The sequence below is a fragment of the Mesorhizobium opportunistum WSM2075 genome, from assembly GCF_000176035.2.
GTDB classification, from domain to species: Bacteria; Pseudomonadota; Alphaproteobacteria; order Rhizobiales; family Rhizobiaceae; genus Mesorhizobium; species Mesorhizobium opportunistum.
Map to the genome: position 1 here is coordinate 1,683,780 of NC_015675.1, position 15,521 is coordinate 1,699,300.

General features: G+C 64.2%; 13 protein-coding genes and 1 tRNA gene. 4 read left to right on the forward strand and 10 right to left on the reverse strand.

Annotated features, from left to right (window positions below):
* Positions 1–96: 96 nt before the first annotated feature.
* Together MESOP_RS08050 and gluQRS are read right to left on the reverse strand one after the other, a co-directional pair.
* Positions 97–993: a DMT family transporter gene (locus MESOP_RS08050; protein ID WP_041164033.1), complete on the reverse strand. Its 897-nt coding sequence runs from the start codon at positions 991–993 to the stop codon at positions 97–99.
* A 139-nt stretch (positions 994–1,132) separates the two neighbouring features.
* Entirely contained in the window at positions 1,133–2,008 is an 876-nt protein-coding gene (gene gluQRS, locus MESOP_RS08055) for a tRNA glutamyl-Q(34) synthetase GluQRS (RefSeq protein ID WP_013892843.1), read from the reverse strand.
* A gap of 75 nt (positions 2,009–2,083) precedes the next feature.
* On the opposite strand from gluQRS, the gene MESOP_RS08060 reads away from it, so the two are divergent.
* Positions 2,084–2,725 (forward strand): DNA-3-methyladenine glycosylase family protein, encoded by a 642-nt coding sequence (locus MESOP_RS08060; RefSeq protein ID WP_013892844.1) that lies wholly within the window; start codon positions 2,084–2,086, stop codon positions 2,723–2,725.
* Positions 2,726–2,853: 128 nt separating this feature from the next.
* Positions 2,854–3,411 carry an HNH endonuclease gene (locus MESOP_RS08065; protein ID WP_013892845.1) on the forward strand — a complete coding sequence of 186 codons (558 nt, stop codon included), beginning with the start codon at positions 2,854–2,856 and terminating at the stop codon, positions 3,409–3,411.
* 190 nt (positions 3,412–3,601) lie between these two features.
* Here MESOP_RS08065 and MESOP_RS08070 read toward each other — a convergent pair whose 3' ends face one another.
* The 3 genes from MESOP_RS08070 to MESOP_RS08080 form a co-directional block, all read right to left on the reverse strand.
* The gene (locus MESOP_RS08070; protein WP_013892107.1) at positions 3,602–4,540 is read right to left on the reverse strand and encodes an IS110 family RNA-guided transposase; all 939 of its coding nucleotides are present in this window, start codon (positions 4,538–4,540) and stop codon (positions 3,602–3,604) included.
* Positions 4,541–4,858: 318 nt separating this feature from the next.
* The gene (locus MESOP_RS08075) at positions 4,859–5,377 is read right to left on the reverse strand and encodes a disulfide bond formation protein B (RefSeq protein WP_013892846.1); all 519 of its coding nucleotides are present in this window, start codon (positions 5,375–5,377) and stop codon (positions 4,859–4,861) included.
* Positions 5,378–5,464: 87 nt separating this feature from the next.
* Positions 5,465–6,049 (reverse strand): YqaA family protein, encoded by a 585-nt coding sequence (locus MESOP_RS08080; protein WP_013892847.1) that lies wholly within the window; start codon positions 6,047–6,049, stop codon positions 5,465–5,467.
* A 268-nt stretch (positions 6,050–6,317) separates the two neighbouring features.
* On the opposite strand from MESOP_RS08080, the gene MESOP_RS08085 reads away from it, so the two are divergent.
* Positions 6,318–6,402 (forward strand) — tRNA-Leu (locus MESOP_RS08085).
* Between the two features lie 97 nt (positions 6,403–6,499).
* On the opposite strand, the gene MESOP_RS08090 is transcribed toward MESOP_RS08085, so the two are convergent.
* From MESOP_RS08090 to secA, 3 genes are all read right to left on the reverse strand, one after another.
* Positions 6,500–7,780: a GNAT family N-acetyltransferase gene (locus MESOP_RS08090; protein WP_013892848.1), complete on the reverse strand. Its 1,281-nt coding sequence runs from the start codon at positions 7,778–7,780 to the stop codon at positions 6,500–6,502.
* The gene (locus MESOP_RS08095) at positions 7,780–9,180 is read right to left on the reverse strand and encodes a lipopolysaccharide biosynthesis protein (RefSeq protein WP_013892849.1); all 1,401 of its coding nucleotides are present in this window, start codon (positions 9,178–9,180) and stop codon (positions 7,780–7,782) included. Before MESOP_RS08095 ends, MESOP_RS08090 begins: the two co-directional genes overlap by 1 nt.
* 278 nt (positions 9,181–9,458) lie before the next feature.
* Positions 9,459–12,191, reverse strand: a complete 2,733-nt coding sequence (secA, locus tag MESOP_RS08100) for a preprotein translocase subunit SecA (protein WP_013892850.1) — start codon at positions 12,189–12,191, stop codon at positions 9,459–9,461.
* 262 nt (positions 12,192–12,453) lie between these two features.
* On the opposite strand from secA, the gene MESOP_RS08105 reads away from it, so the two are divergent.
* Positions 12,454–13,383 carry a peptidylprolyl isomerase gene (locus tag MESOP_RS08105; RefSeq protein ID WP_013892851.1) on the forward strand — a complete coding sequence of 310 codons (930 nt, stop codon included), beginning with the start codon at positions 12,454–12,456 and terminating at the stop codon, positions 13,381–13,383.
* Between the two features lie 65 nt (positions 13,384–13,448).
* On the opposite strand, the gene MESOP_RS08110 is transcribed toward MESOP_RS08105, so the two are convergent.
* Both MESOP_RS08110 and MESOP_RS08115 read right to left on the reverse strand, forming a co-directional pair.
* Entirely contained in the window at positions 13,449–14,048 is a 600-nt protein-coding gene (locus MESOP_RS08110; RefSeq protein ID WP_013892852.1) for a TetR/AcrR family transcriptional regulator, read from the reverse strand.
* 112 nt (positions 14,049–14,160) lie between these two features.
* Positions 14,161–15,390 (reverse strand): caspase family protein, encoded by a 1,230-nt coding sequence (locus MESOP_RS08115; protein ID WP_013892853.1) that lies wholly within the window; start codon positions 15,388–15,390, stop codon positions 14,161–14,163.
* Positions 15,391–15,521 lie beyond the last annotated feature (131 nt).

Here is a 15,521-nt window from a genome sequence, read left to right on the forward strand (position 1 = left end):
GAAGAATTGGAGAAGAAGTAGACAGCGCCAGATATGGCCGATTTTTCCTCAATTCCTCAATTCCTCAATTCCTCAATTCCTCAATTCCTCAATTCCTCAATTCCTCAATTCCACAGTTCTTCCCTTCGCCTGCCGAGCCGTTGCCAGGCCGACGCCGAAGGTCGTGATCGCCATGCCGACGATCTGCAGGGCGTTGAGCTGCTCGTCGAAAAGTGCCCAGGCGATGATCGCCGTCACCGCCGGCACCAGGTAGAACAGCGAGGCGACTTTCGACATCTCGCCGTCGCGGATCATCACCATCAGCAGAAAGATAGCGCCGAGCGACAGCACCAGCACCAGCCAGGCCATGGCGAAGATCAGTTCGCCATTGATGATAACGGTATGGGTTTCGAAGGCGAGCGCGGCCAGGATCATCAGGCAAGCACCGCCGACATATTGCCACATGGTGGCTGCGACAAGGTCGCCGCCGGAAGCGAAACGCTTCTGCCAGATGGTGCCGGCGCTCATGCCGAGCACCGAGACCAGCGAGGCGATCAATGTCGCCGCCGTCACCCCGCCACCAAGCGCGCCGAGCTTGGGCCACAGCACGATAACGATGCCGATCAAGCCGATGCCAAGGCCAAGCCAGTGGCGCGGCAGGATGGCCTCGCCGAGGAACTTGCCGGCAAGCACGGCCGTGATCAGCGGCTGCAGGCCGACGATCAAGGCTGAAAAGCCGGCCGGCATGCCCCTGTGGATGGCCCAGAAGACGGCGCCGAGGTAGACGCCATGCATCAGCACGCCGGCGCCGGTGGCGTGCAATGCCTGCTTGCGGGTGGCTCGTTTCGAGCCCAGCACAAGCGTCAGGATGGCCAGCAGGATCGCGGCTATCACGAACCGTGCGGCAAGGAAGGTGAACGGTTCGGCCCATGGCATGGCGTAGCGGGCGCCGATGAAGCCGGTCGCCCACAAGACGACGAAGGTGGCGGGGATGAACCGCTTGATGCTGTGCATTTTTCCGGAGACCGCCACGCTGGTGAGAATTGACCGTGGCGCTGCTCTAATCCCGTTCAAGCCGGCGCGCAAAACGAAACGATTGATCCATGCATCACGGGAATTCAAGGGCATTGCGATTTTCCGAACCAGCCAGAGGTCAAAGCCCCACCATTCGCCTGATATCATCAGGCGATGCGCCCGCATCGCGCAGCTTGGCAAGGCCAGTGTCTCCAAGGCTCTTCGACAGTTTTCGCCCATCCGGCCCGAGGATGAGCCGGTGGTGGAAATAGGTGGGCTGCGGTAGCCCAAGAAGCTCCTGGAGCAGGCGCTGCACGCCTGTCGCGGAAAACAGGTCCTGGCCGCGCACGACATGGCTGACGCCTTGCAGGGCATCGTCCATGACGACGGCAAGATGATAGCTGGTGGGGATGTCGCGGCGCCCCACGATCACATCGCCCCAGTCCCGCGGGCGGGCGGCGACCGCGCGCGTCGCCGACAGCGTCTCGTCGGTGAATTCGGTCCATGCGAGATCCCTGCCGACACGCGCCATGGCCGCGTCGACATCGAGCCGCCAGGCGAAGGGCGCATTTTCGGCGATCCGCCGCTTGCGTTCCCTGGCCGGCAGCGCCTTGTCGGCCGGGGGGTAGAGTGGCACGCCGTCAGGGTCGCGCGGCCAGTCGCGCCCGCGCTTTTCGCTGTCGGTGATGAAGGCGCGGATCTCGCCACGGCTCATGAAAGCCGGATAGACGAGTTCCTCGCTCATCAGCCGGTCGAGCATCGTCCGGTACTCGGCAAAATGCCCGGACTGGCGGCGCACCGGCTCCTCCCAGCCGAGACCCAGCCATTTCAGATCGGCCAGCACGCCCGCCTCGAATTGCGGCGTGCAACGCGTCGTGTCGATGTCTTCGATGCGCAGCAGCAGGCGACCGTCATTCGCCTTTGCCAGCTTCTGGTTGAGCAGCGCCGAATAGGCATGACCAAGGTGCAGTTCGCCGTTGGGGCTGGGCGCGAAGCGGAATGTCAGGAGCGTCATGTCTCGAGCGGCAATCGGGTTGTGCGGCGGTTTTGGCAGTTGCTACCTTGCGGCACATTCGCGGACAAGGATACCATGCAACGCATCGCCACACTCGACGACATCGCCCGCGGGCTCGATGCGCTTTGCGAGATCGACCCGCGCCTGGACAAGGTGCGCGGCATGGCGGGCGAGGTGCCGCTCAGGCTTTCCGAACCTGGCTTCAGGAGCCTGGCCTCGATCATCGTCTCGCAGCAGGTGTCGCGCGCCAGTGCAGACGCGATCTTCGGCCGGCTGACCAGGCTTGTCGACCCGCTGACGCCACAGGCGATCTTGGCCGCCGGCGAGGACATGTTCCGCGAAGCCGGCTTGTCACGGCCCAAGCAGCGCGGCCTGATCGCGGTTGCCCAGGCCGTGGCCGACGGCCTCGACCTTCATCACCTCTGTTCGCTCGACGCGGTCGAGGCCATCACGGCGATGACGGCGGTGCCCGGCATTGGTCCCTGGACGGCGGAAGTCTATCTGTTGTTTGCCGCGGGTCACCCCGATATCTTCCCCGCGCGTGACGTCGCGCTCCAAACGGCGGTCGGTCATGCGCTCGGCATCGACCCGCGTCCACCCGAGAAAGCACTGATCGCATTGGCCGAATCATGGAGCCCGTGGCGAGGTGTCGCATCGCGGCTTTTCTGGTCCTATTATCGCGAAACCAGGGGGCGGGACGCCGCGCCGCCGGCCTGAATCTGCAAAAAAGCATAAAAATCATGCGTTTTTGACGCTTCGGCAACGCGACAATCCGCTTCACATCCCTGTCATGTCAGGCTTACAGTATCCCCGCCGTTCGGGTCTAGAACCAAGGAGGTAAACACGTGACGGTTGCCGTATCTCCGGATGGGCTTCCAGCACTGGTGCTGAATGCGGATTACCGTCCGCTCAGCTATTACCCATTGTCGCTCTGGTCCTGGCAGGACGCCATCAAGGCGGTGTTCCTCGACCGGGTGAACATCGTTGCCGAATACGAGCACGCGGTGTCGTCGCCGACCTTCTCGATGAAGCTGCCGAGCGTGGTCAGCCTGAAGGCCTATGTGAAGCCGTCCAGGCATCCGGCGTTCACGCGCTTCAACGTCTTCCTGCGCGACCGCTTCCAGTGCCAATATTGCGGCACGCCCGACGACCTGACCTTCGACCACGTCATCCCGCGCCATCGCGGCGGGGCGACGACATGGGAGAATGTGGTCGCCGCCTGTTCGCCCTGCAATTTGAGGAAGGGCGGCATGATGCCGGCGCAGGCCAAGATGTGGCCGCTGCAGAAGCCCTATCAGCCGACGGTGCATGATCTGCACAACAACGGCCGCCTGTTCCCGCCCAACCATCTGCATGAAAGCTGGATGGATTATCTATACTGGGACGTCGAATTGGAACCCTGAGATCGTTCGAGAATTCGGGAGGCTGGCCGCTCACTTATCAGCGGGTCGCGTTTGAGGACCGGCTTCCCCACTCCGTCGCTTCGCAGCGCCACCTCTCCCCCTCCGGAGGGAGAGGAAGGGAGCCTCCCGGCACACAAGCTTGCGCCCTTCCTCTACCCCGTCGATCGGGGGAGAGCGACTGTCTGGGGTGTCAAGTTGCATTTGCGAACTCGGCTCGCGCATCGCGTGCTTTTGCATTGAGGATGACGAGGAGTTTTCGGGCGAGTGCGATGCGGATGAGCATTTTGGACTTTCCGGCCTGTTGCAACCGCTGAGCGAACGCTTTGAGATGGGGATCGAACTTGGCCACGATGGCCGCGACGATGAAGAGGATGCCTCGCGGCCCGGCGCGTCCGCCGCGCACATGCCTGTTGCCGGCCCGCCTGCCGCTGTCATCTGCGATGGGGGCGAGGCCTGCCAGCTTAGCGATGGCTTTGTTGGAGATGAGGCCGATCTCAGGCAGTTCGGCCATCAGGCGGGCGACGGTGCGCCCGGCCACCCCCTTGAGCGAACGGAAGGCCCGCTCCAGCCTGGCCCACAGCGGATCGTCGTCGATCATCGAGGCAATCTCGCCTTCCAGCCGTCGTTGCTCGCGCTTGAGGAAGGCCAGCATGGCCTCGATGCTGGCGCATGTCTCGGCGTCGCGTGCGGCACTTCTGCGCTGCTTGTTGATGGTCGCATCGCCGACAACCTGGCAAAGCCGCGCAACCAGTGCGGCGAGCCGCTGCTGGGCAGCGCTCGGCGGTGGCGTGGGGACCGTCTTCTTGACTTCGCTGTAATGGGCGATGACAGCAGCGTCGATCCGGTCGGTCTTTTCCAGATAACCCATCGCCTCGGCGAAGCGACGCACGCTCTTGGCATTGACCACGCCGCACGGCATGCCATGCGCCCACAAAAGCATGAACCCCAGCCTCTCATAGCCGCCCGACGCCTCCATCACCGCCATTGCTGCGCCGTGGCCACGGCAGAACAGCCAAAGAGCTGCGATGCCCGTCGCGTCATTGGCGAAACGCTCTGCCGCACCGCCTGGCCAGACATGCGCGTCCAGCCAATCCTTCGAAACATCAACTCCACAAATGATCTTGTTCACGGTAACCTGCCTTGTGCGTACGGTTGGAACCAAGCGACTGTTCGGTCGTGCGTGACGAAGGCGAAGATCCCAAGCTCTCCCGCGGCTGTAACCTCAGGTGGTACGGGCGACTTCGCCAAGCCAAGGTCCGGGCGGCCGCCCGGACCTTGGCTCAATCGCTTCAATCCCACGAAATCGCTCTCGTGTAGATACAAGGTGGCGCTGCGAAGCAGCGACGGAGCGGGGGTCGACCTGCTCGGACGTCGAAAGCCGAGCCATGCAATTCAGCCTGCTGAATCTTCGCTCTAACTCTGCGTCGCGCCACTCACGCGAATAGGCTCAGTCGCGGGAAAGTGCGCCGCGGAAGGCGACGGCCGCGAGGACGAGGCTGGCGATGGCGTTCCAGCCGGCCAGCGACAGGCCCAGGATGCGCAGCGCGGCCTTGTCGCAGGAGGGCGGCACGAATTTGTCGAGCGCGTCGAGCACGCCCTTGCCGCCGGTGTCGACCGGTCCAGCGCCCGCCGTGCAGTCGGTCGGGCCCGCCCACCACTGCCATTCGACGCCGGAGTGGTAGACGCCGAGATAGAGGCCGTAGAGCATCAGCAGGCCGCCGATGCCCAGCAGGCCGCGCGTCAGCCATGCGGGTGCGCGCAGCATCGATGCAATCACCGCCAACACCATCAACGGCACGCCGATATAGTAGGGGGTGCGCTGCTCCAGGCAGAGATGGCAGGGGATGTAGCCGCCGATGTACTGGAAGGCGAGCGCCGAGCCGACGGTGGCGGCCATGGCGACAGCGAGAAACAGGGCGGTTCGCGTCCGCTGGCGTCCGGTATCGGCATTCATGATGGCTGTCATTGGGTCTTTCGTCCGCTGAATTCGTCCGGCTATTTCCTTGTCCGTGCCGTTGTCCCAAAGCCACTACACAGTTTTGGGCGACATGGATCAGAACGCGTATTTGACCAATATATAGAGCAAAATCAGGGCAGCCGCGCCGGCGCCAACGATCAATCCCAGGCGCTTCTCGATGAACTCCCTGATCGGCTCGCCATAGCGGCGCAGCAGCCAGGCAAGCAGCAGGAAACGAGCGCCTCGCGCCAAGATGGCCGAGACGATGAAGACCACAAGATTGATGTGAAGCGCCCCGGCCAGAATGGTGACCACCTTGATCGGCGGCAGGTGCGCAACACCGGACGTGACGAGCAGCACGAGCATCAGCCCGTACCCGGACGACTGCCACTTCTCGAACGTGGCAATGCCGCCGAAGTGCTCCAGGATCGGCCGTGCTATCGTGTCGTAGGCATAGTAGCCGATCAGCCAGCCGGCGATGCCGCCCAGCACGGACGCGGCAGTGGCGGTCAGCGCATAGCGATAGGCGCGTTCCGGCCGCGCCAACGCCATGGGCAGGAACAGTACGTCCGCCGGGATGAAGAACACCGAACTTTCGACGAAAGCGATGAAGGCCAGCCACCATTCGGCGGATTTGCGGGCCGCCAGGGACAAGGTCCATTCGTACAGTCCACGAAGCATCGGCACTCCTAATGCATGTCGCCCGCAAGGTGCGTATCGGTTTCGGGACAGAACAAGGACCCAAAGCGCAGGGCATCCATCCGTGTTCAGATGGGCATCGCTTTGACACGCCGCCTGTCTAGAAAGATTTTCCGCGCTGCACAATGGCAGCACACCCACGAAATCGGAAGGCGCAGTTTGGTCGCATCCAGGCGATCCCGAGATTTGGCCAGTTGACGAACAGGCCTCCGACCGTATAGTCCGCGCCCATCCAGGCCGTCCGGCCTGAGCCCCTATGGCGGAATTGGTAGACGCGCTCGACTCAAAATCGAGTTCCGCAAGGAGTGCTGGTTCGATCCCGGCTAGGGGCACCACCCTTCGCTCTTTGAGCTTCGGGTGGCAAGCCACCCTCTTGGAGCTTCGAAGCTCGATGGACGCGGGGATGTCCTCCGTAGCCTTGGCGAAGGAGGATCACCGACGCCGCAGCAGGCTCTTCATGCGGTTGCGCAGCAGGCGGGCCATGTTGCGGGTTTCACGGTAGAGATGCAGCTGCGAGGCGGCCTGGCGCGCCAGGCGGTCGGCGTCCGGCGTCAGTCCGATCACCAGCGTGCCGATCGGCTTGCGCTCGGTCCACAGCCGGCTCATCACCGGATGGTCCGGCACGGCGCAGGAATCGGTCATCATGATGTTGGGATCGTCGAGGTGCTGCTTCGTCACTTCGATCATCAACAGCGTGCCCGGCGAATAGGCGGCCAACGTCTCGTCATAGGCCGTCTTCCAGGTATAGGCGACGCCGGCTTCGACGAAGACGATCAGGCAGGCGATGGTGCGGCCGTCGAGCGTCAGCGAATGGATGCGGCACATGTCCTGCTCGGCGAGCCGATGCACGGCCTCGCGCGCGAAGGCGGCGCGGAAACGGTCGATCGCCATGGCGGTGCGCTCGCGGCCCTTCCAGCCGGACGCTTCCAGCGTCAGGAAGCTTTCGATGGCGTGGCGGATCTCTTCGGGGCCGCGCGCCACCACATGCTCCAGCTTGCCGAGGTCGCCGAGGCGCCGCTTCAGGCGGCGGAATTCGCGGTAATGGTGCGCGCGCAGCGAGGCCTTCAGATAGTCGTCGCCGTCGAGTTCGCTCTCCAGCGCGGGGCGCTGCGTCTGGCCGGTGGTGACCAGCATCAGGCCGCGTGTCTCGGCCACGGTGCCAAGCAGGCTCGCCACCGGACCGTCGAGCCTGATGTCGGGCAGGACGAAGACCTTCGGCAGCTTCAGGTGCGGGCGCGACAGCATCGCGAAGAAATCCTCGACCACGCCGACCGGATCGTCGCGGTCGATCAGCGGCGTGCCGAGCGGACCGAACGGGCTCGACCAGGTGCGCATGACCGGAACGCCAAGCGGCACCACCGGGCGTTCCACCGAGAACGGCACCAGGAGGCGCAGCCGGTTGCGGTATTCGTCGCCGTCGCGGATCACCGCCAGCCGCACCTCGCGATCCTCCAGCCGGGGCATGGCCGGAGCCAGGAAACGCGGGTTGAAGAAAACGTTCGGCTCGATCGTGCGGGCGCAGAGATAATCCAGTTCCTCGACCAGGTCGAAGCCGGCCGATGCCGGATAGATGGCGAGCTTGCGCTCGGGCCGGTTGTTGGCGAGGATTTCGATATGGGCAGGGTCGGCGTCGCGCGCCAGCCCGGCAAGGCCGGACACCATGGCGCCGGCCGTACCGCCACTGGTTTCCTCGAGCAGGGGGACTGCGGCCATCACGCGGCTCCTTTGACTGGCACGAAGATCGCCATGACGATGCCGAGCTTGCGCCAGACCGTGAAAGACAGCGCGCCGGCCTCGAAGATCATGGCGAAGGCGGTGGCCATCGCCGCGCCCCACAGGCCGAAGAGCGGGATGAGCACGACGTTGAGGCCGATGTTGAAGGCCAATGTCATGGCATAGACGGCGGCACAGATGTTCTGGTTGCCGCTCATGGTGAGCAGGCTCTCGCAAGGCCCGACGGCGGCGCGCGCCACGACGCCGAAGACGAGCAGGAACAAGAGCGGATAGCCCGATGTGAATTCGGGACCGAACAGCACCAGCATCGGTTCGCCCAGCGCCAGCACCAGCAGCGCCATCAGCAGCGAGGGCCAGAAGGTCCACGACACCGTCTCGCGGGCGAAGGCTGCAAGCTTTTCGGGCTCGCCATGGGTGAACTGCGCGTAGCGCTGGGCGACGCCGGCCTTGACCGCGAAATAGACGAAATGCACCAGCGCCAGCGTCTTGACCGTGGCGAAATAGACGGCGACGTCATTGGGATCCATATAGGCGCCGACCATCAGCACATCGGCGTTGGTGAGCAGGAAGAAGAAGCTCTCGACCAGGAAGATCGGCAGCGAGACGACGAACCATTGCGCGAAATGCACCTTCATCGGCCCAGCGGGGATCTTCCGCTCCATGCGCTGGGTGACGCCGATGAGTTGGGCGAGCGTGGTGACATAGGTGGCGGCGATCGAGGCGAAGATCGCTGTCTTGGCGTCGGGCGCGTAGCCGGCGAAAAGCATCAGCGCCATGAACAGCAGGATCAGCACGGGGCGTATCAGGTAGGTCGGCGACAGGGCGAACAGCGCCCATGAATTGGCCCGCGCCAGCCCTTGCAGCAGGTCCGACAGCGCGATCATCGGCAGGCAGATGACGCCCAGGACGAACGGTATCACGTAGTAGTTCTCGATCCATGGTGCGGCCAGCCAGACGCCCAGCGCGCCGAGCCCGGCGATGATCGTCGAGGCGATCAGCACGAACAGGCGGCTGGCGACGACGATGCCGCGCAGCTCATCCATCAGGCCGCGCTCGCGGTATTCGGGGATGAAGCGGATGACCGAGGTGTGGAAGCCGAGGCAGGCGAGGTTGCCGACGATGACCATCGTCACCCAGACGAGGACGAAGATGCCGTATTCGAACGAGCCCATCCAGCGCGCCATCAGCACCTGGCTGACGAAGGCGATGACGGCGCTGACGATGCGAATGGAGAAGGCGATAACCGACATGCGGCCGGCTTCGCCGCGCTCGTCGGCGGTGAACAGCACGGCATCGATGCGGTCGAGCAACGGCCCCATGCGCAGCGCCAAGCGCTGCGGCAAGAACCGCCCGGCAGTCGTGGCCGCGGAAAAGCGCACCCCGAATTTTCTCCGTTTTCCGCCTCTTTTTCAGGGTTGGGTGTAGCGGAGACACATTAAGAAAACGTGGGCGGGGAGCTTCCTTCGCTCGTTCGTGAGGAGAAGGTGCCGGCAGGCGGATGGGCAGCGCCAGCTTTCGCAGAATCGGGCTGATGTGGGCAGGGTGAGGGAAATTATCCCCGGACGAAATGGCTTCACGGGGACTGCGTGTGGCGCTGCCCCTCATCCGCCCTTCGGGCACCTTCTCCCCGTGGAACGGGGAGAAGGAAAGCGCAGCCTTAGACAAACGCTCCATGACAATGCTTGTACTTCTTCCCCGAGCCGCAGGGGCAGGCTTCGTTGCGGCCGACCTTGCCCCAGGTGGCCTGGTTGTTCGGGTCACGGTCCTCGGGGGCGACGATGGCGTTTTGCTCCTGGCGCACCAGGAGGGCGGTCTCGCCGTCGCCGAAATCATTCTCGCCGGTGGTGCCGTCGATATGGCTGCCGAACATGTCGGGGGCTTCCGGAGGCGGTGCTTCGGCGGCCTGGCGGACCAGTTCGACGCGCATCAGCTGCGCGGTGACGGCCTGGCGCAGATTGCCCAGCATCGCCTGGAACAGCTCGAAGGCCTCGCTCTTGTACTCCTGCAGCGGATCGCGCTGGGCGTAGCCTCGGAAGCCGACGACGGAGCGAAGGTGGTCGAGGTTGACGATGTGCTCGCGCCACAGATGGTCGAGCGTCTGCAGCACGACCGAACGCTCGACATAGTTCATCACCTCCGGGCCGAAGCGTTCGGCGCGTTCCTTGGCGGCGGCCTCGGCGGCCTGGGTGATGCGCTCGCGGATGTCGTCCTCGGCGATGCCTTCTTCCTTGGCCCAGTCCTCGATCGGCAGGTCGAGATTGAGGAATTCGGCGACCTCTGCCTTCAGGCCGGCGACATCCCACTGCTCGGCATAGGCGTTTTCGGGGATGGCCTTGGCGACGATTTCGTCGATGACGCCTTCGCGCATCTCGGCGATGGTTTCGGAGAGGCCTTCGCCGTCCATCAATTCGATGCGCTGCTCGAACACGACCTTGCGCTGGTCGTTGGAGACGTCGTCATACTTCAACAAGTTCTTGCGGATGTCGAAGTTGCGCGCCTCGACCTTCTTCTGCGCCTTTTCCAGCGCCTTGTTGATCCAGGGATGGATGATCGCCTCGTCTTCCTTGAGGCCGAGCTTCTGCAGCATGCCATCCATGCGCTCGGAGCCGAAGATGCGCATCAGGTCGTCCTGCAGCGACAGGAAGAATTTCGAGCGGCCGGGGTCGCCCTGGCGGCCTGAGCGGCCACGAAGCTGGTTGTCGATGCGGCGCGATTCATGGCGTTCGGTGGCCAGCACGTAAAGGCCGCCGGCGGCCAGCGCCTTCTCCTTCAGCCGCTCGACATCGGCGTTGATCTCTTTTTCCCGCGCCTCGCGCTCGGGGCCTTCAGGCATGTCGCCCAGTTCCTCGGCGATGCGCATCTCGGCATTGCCACCGAGCTTGATGTCGGTGCCGCGGCCGGCCATGTTGGTGGCGATGGTGATGGCGCCGGGCTTGCCGGCCTGGGCAACGATGGCCGCCTCGCGCTCATGGTGGCGGGCGTTCAGCACCTCGAAGTCCTTGAAGCCTTCCTTGCGCAGGCGCTCGGCCAGCTGCTCGGACTTCTCGATCGAGGTCGTGCCGACCAGCGTCGGCTGGCCCTTGGCACTGGCCTCGCGGATCTCCTTGACGATCGCCTTGTACTTCTCCTCGACCGTCCGGTAGACCTCGTCGTCCTCGTCTATGCGGATGACCGGCAGGTTGGTCGGGATCTCGGTGACTTCGAGGCCGTAGATGTTGCCGAATTCCTCGGCCTCGGTCAGCGCCGTGCCGGTCATGCCGGAAAGCTTCTTGTAGAGGCGGAAGTAGTTCTGGAAGGTGACTGAGGCCAGCGTCTGGTTCTCCGGCTGGATCGCCACATGCTCCTTGGCTTCCAGCGCCTGGTGCAGGCCTTCCGAATAGCGGCGGCCGGGCATCATGCGGCCGGTGAACTCGTCGATGATGACGATCTCGCCGTTGCGCACGATGTAGTCCTTGTCACGCTGGAACAGGCGGTGCGCCTTCAGCGCGTTGTTGACGTGGTGGACGATGGCGACGTTCTCGACGTCGTAGAGCGACTCGCCCTTCAAAAGGTCGGCGTCGCGCAGCAGGTTCTCCAGCTTCTCGGTGCCTTCCTCGGTGAAGATCGAGGTCTTCTGCTTCTCGTCGATCTCATAATCCTGCGGCTGCAGCTGGATGATGAAGGTGTCGATGGTGTTGTACATTTCCGAACGGTCCTCGAGCGGACCGGAAATGATCAGCGGCGTGCGCGCCTCGTCGACCAGGATCGAATCGACTTCGTCGACGATCGCGTAATTGTGACCGCGCTGCACCATCTGGGCGCGCTCGTATTTCATGTTGTCGCGCAGATAGTCGAAGCCGAGTTCGTTGTTGGTGGCATAGGTGACGTCGGACGCGTAGGCGACGCGGCGCTCTTCGTCCGACAGGCCGTGGACGATGACGCCGACCGAGAGGCCGAGGAATTTGTAGACCCGGCCCATCCATTCGGAGTCACGGGTGGCGAGATAGTCGTTGACGGTAACGACATGGACGCCATTGCCGGCGAGTGCGTTGAGGTAGACCGGCAGCGTCGCGACCAGCGTCTTGCCCTCGCCGGTGCGCATCTCGGCGATGCCGCCATTGTGCAGCACCATGCCGCCGATCAGCTGGACGTCGAAAGGGCGCATGCCGAGCACGCGGCGCGCCGCTTCGCGGGCGGTGGCGAAGGCCGGGACCAGAAGGTCGTCAAGGCTGGCGCCATTGGCGATATCCTGGCGGAACTTTGCCGTGCGGCCGGCAAGCTCGGCGTCGGAAAGAGCCCGCATCTCGTTTTCCATGGCGTTGATCGCCTCGACGCGGGGCCGGGTCGATTTGACCCGACGGTCGTTGGAGGAACCGAAAACCTTACGGGCGAGACCGCCGAGACTGACCATCCAATGGTCCTTTCGATAGAATTCTCAATCTTGAGACAGGCGCCGGTCGGCCCCATCAAATCCGCGTGAACGCACCGCTTGAATGCGGGCAAACACAAAAAGCGCCCGGAAAACGGTTCTGGACGCCAAGTCGTTGGACAGATAAGAGGGGGCTCAACTGATGTCAACGCCGCGCTGGCCCTGCCGGTCGCGCCAAATTCCGCCACAATCTGGCTGATCTGGAAGCCGTCCCTCCTTACAATCCTCCACCGGAGTCATCCTTATGTCCTTGTTGTTCCGCCGTGCGTCGCTTGCCAGCCTTGGTCTGGCTTTCGGGCTGTCGGCTCTTAGCCTGTCGCCGCTGATGGCGCAGGAGACCGCTCCGGCTCCCGCGCCGGCCGATGCGGCAGCTCCAACACCCGCGGCGGCGCCGGTCGACCCGAATGCCGTGGTCGCCACCGTCAACGGCCAGCCTTTGACCGAAGCCGACCTCATGCTTGCCGAAGGCGAGCTGTCGCAGCAGTTCGCGCAGCTGCCGCCCGAACAGCGCCGCGCCGCGGCACTTTCGGCGGCCATCGAGATCCGCGTCATGGCCGCCCAGGCCGTCACCACCGGTCTCGACAAGGATCCCGACTTCCAGCGCCGCATGGCCTTCCTGCAGCAGCGCGCGCTGCATGGCGAGATGGTCGAGAAGGGCGTCGTTGCCAAGGTCACCGATGCCGAAGTCCGCGCCCGCTACGACCAGGAGATCGCCAACACGCCGCCGGTCAACGAGGTGCATGCCCGTCACATCCTCGTGAAGACGAAGGAAGAGGCAGAGGCGATCATCAAGCAGCTCGATGGCGGCGCCGACTTCCAGAAGCTCGCCAACGAGCACACCAGCGATCCCTCGGGCAAGACCAGCGGCGGCGACCTCGGCTGGTTCGGACCTGGCCAGATGGTGCCGGAATTCGACAAGGCTGCCTTCGCGCTCGAGGTCGGCAAATACACCGAACAGCCGGTGCAGTCGCAGTTCGGCTGGCACGTCATCAAGCTCGAAGACAAGCGCACCAAGCAGCCGCCGGCCTTCGACGACGTCAAGGACCAGGCCAAGCAGGCGGTCATCCGCGACAAGTATTTCGCCCTGGTCAAGTCGCTGCGCGCCGGAGCCAAGGTCGAGATCCCCGATGTCAAGCTGAAGCAGGCCGTCGATACGATGGAAGCCGGCAAGTAAGCCTGAACGAGGTTTTCAAAGGGGCGCGGCAGCCAAGGGTTGCCGCGCCCTTTTTCTAGCCGCCGCTATCTGCCTGATGCCGCTATGCCTTGCAGGAGATAGTGGACCACCTTGCGTATCGTCGCCTCGGGCTCATCGAGCTGGTTGGTCAGGAGATGCCGCCAGGCATAGGAAGCGACGAGGTCGGCGACCACGCCCGGATCGATATCGGCCGCGACCTCCGCCCTGGCCTTGGCGCGCTCGATGATCTGCGCGGTATGGGCGCGGCGTCCGCTGGCATAGCTGGCAAGGGCTGTCGCCGCGGTTTCGTCCGTCTGCGCCTCGGCGATCAGCGACCTGAACACGCTGCCCGACGATGTCTCGCGCCAATGGGCGAAGAGGTTCTCCAGGAAGCCGACAAGATCCTCCTCCAGTTTTCCGGTATCGGGCACATCGACGCGTTTCTGGCGCTGGTAGACTTCGAGCAGCAATGCCGCCTTGCTCGGCCACCAGCGGTAGATGGTCGGCTTGCCGGCACGGGCGCGGCGCGCCACGGCTTCGATCGAGAAACCGGCATAGCCGGCCTCGACCAGCACGGCTTCGGCGGCTTCCAGAATGGCTTCGGCGCTGTCGGGATTGCGCCTGGCGCCAATCGATTTGCGTGCCGGATCCGCGTCCTCGGCCATTCCCGTCGTCCTCGCCAACACTTTCGCGGCAATCATAGGTGAGCACGCGATGAAACGAAACGGGCCGTTTTTCAACGAATCAGGCGAAGCCGCAGGGCGATCGTCCCGCCGTTCATTGCACCGCTTGAGAGGTTTCCGACTCGATGCGCCACCCGTCCTCGGCCTTGACCAGCCCGAGCGTGATGCGCGCCTTGCCGGTCAGCCGTGCCGCCGACTTGTCCTTCGGCACATAGTCGTAGCGCATGGCGAAAGCGGCATCGGCGCGATCCTCCCCATGCGGCGTGATCTCCAGGCTGCCGGATTCCAGGCCAAGCGACCACGAAGCCCATTGCGCAAACCAGTCGGCCTTCATCTTGAGGATGGCGGCGGCGTCGTAGCGTGTGCCGAAAATGGAGGCGGACGAACCGTAGAGCCGCCGGACGGTGTCGGCCATCGCCCTGGTGTCCGGCGCCAGATAATCCTGGCGCAGGAATTTTTCGATCGAGGCTTTGTCGTCGCCCACGGAGCGCTCGAGTGCAGCGACCTGCGGGGCTGGCGCGGGCGCCGCCGCCACCTTGGGCGACAGCACCGGCCCGCCGCCCGGCACGAACTCGAAGCGTTCGAGCAGCGAACCCTGTTCCCATGGTCGCTGGGCCTCGCGCGTTTGCGAGACCACGTCGCGGCGCACCGCGATCATCATGTCGTTGATGCTCTGGCCGGGCTCGGCGATGTGCCGCAGCAAGGCGGCGGCGAAGGGCGAGTTGCGCCCGGTACCGTCCATGGCGACCGCACCCGGCGCCGTCGAGAAGGCGATGAAGGAGCCGCGCGTCGAATCGAATTGCGCCAGCCCTGCCAGCGCGGTCGCCGAGCGGGTTGTGGCGCTGCGGCTCAGGCTGCGGGCAAACGGATTGTTGCGGCAGGCATCGAGAAACACCAGGCTGACCTTGGTCTGCTGTTCCATGATGTCGAGGACTTCGTCGATCGGCACCGCTTCGAGCTGGAGCTTCACCGGCATGTCGAGCCTGGCGTCGACCGGCACCACGTAATTGCGGCCGTCGACCTGCAGGCCATGGCCGGCATAGTAGAAAAGCCCGGCGCCGGCGCCCTGCAGGGCATCCGAGAACTCGCCGATCTTGCGTTCGAGCTCGCGCTTGCCGAGATCGTTGCCTTCGATGACCTCGAAGCCGATCGAGCGCAGCTTATCGGCGATATCGAGTGCGTCGTTCACCGGATTGGCGAGCGTGCCGGCTTCGGCATAGGTGCCGTTGCCGATGACGAGCGCGACGCGCCGTTGCGGCTCAGCGTCGGCGCTCAGCAGCAAAAGTCCCAGAAACGCCCAAGCGAGGATCGCAAGCCTGCCCATGGGAAGCGATGATAGCGCCACAGTCCCCGGCGATGCCAACAGATTTGAAACGCAAGCTTGATCCACGGTGGTTTCGCGCCCGGCAGACGCGGCGAAAACGCCCTTGCGCAGGGGCTCCGTATCGGGCAAAC

What these genes read in the sequence shown, in the direction of transcription:
- MESOP_RS08050 (WP_041164033.1), bottom strand. Translation starts at nt 993, where the DNA reads ATGCACAGCATCAAGCGGTTCATCCCCGCCACCTTCGTCGTCTTGTGG.
- gluQRS (WP_013892843.1), bottom strand. Translation starts at nt 2,008, where the DNA reads ATGACGCTCCTGACATTCCGCTTCGCGCCCAGCCCCAACGGCGAACTG.
- MESOP_RS08060 (WP_013892844.1), top strand. Translation starts at nt 2,084, where the DNA reads ATGCAACGCATCGCCACACTCGACGACATCGCCCGCGGGCTCGATGCG.
- MESOP_RS08075 (WP_013892846.1), bottom strand. Translation starts at nt 5,377, where the DNA reads ATGACAGCCATCATGAATGCCGATACCGGACGCCAGCGGACGCGAACC.
- MESOP_RS08080 (WP_013892847.1), bottom strand. Translation starts at nt 6,049, where the DNA reads ATGCTTCGTGGACTGTACGAATGGACCTTGTCCCTGGCGGCCCGCAAA.
- MESOP_RS08090 (WP_013892848.1), bottom strand. Translation starts at nt 7,780, where the DNA reads ATGGCCGCAGTCCCCCTGCTCGAGGAAACCAGTGGCGGTACGGCCGGC.
- secA (WP_013892850.1), bottom strand. Translation starts at nt 12,191, where the DNA reads ATGGTCAGTCTCGGCGGTCTCGCCCGTAAGGTTTTCGGTTCCTCCAAC.
- MESOP_RS08105 (WP_013892851.1), top strand. Translation starts at nt 12,454, where the DNA reads ATGTCCTTGTTGTTCCGCCGTGCGTCGCTTGCCAGCCTTGGTCTGGCT.
- MESOP_RS08110 (WP_013892852.1), bottom strand. Translation starts at nt 14,048, where the DNA reads ATGGCCGAGGACGCGGATCCGGCACGCAAATCGATTGGCGCCAGGCGC.
- MESOP_RS08115 (WP_013892853.1), bottom strand. Translation starts at nt 15,390, where the DNA reads ATGGGCAGGCTTGCGATCCTCGCTTGGGCGTTTCTGGGACTTTTGCTG.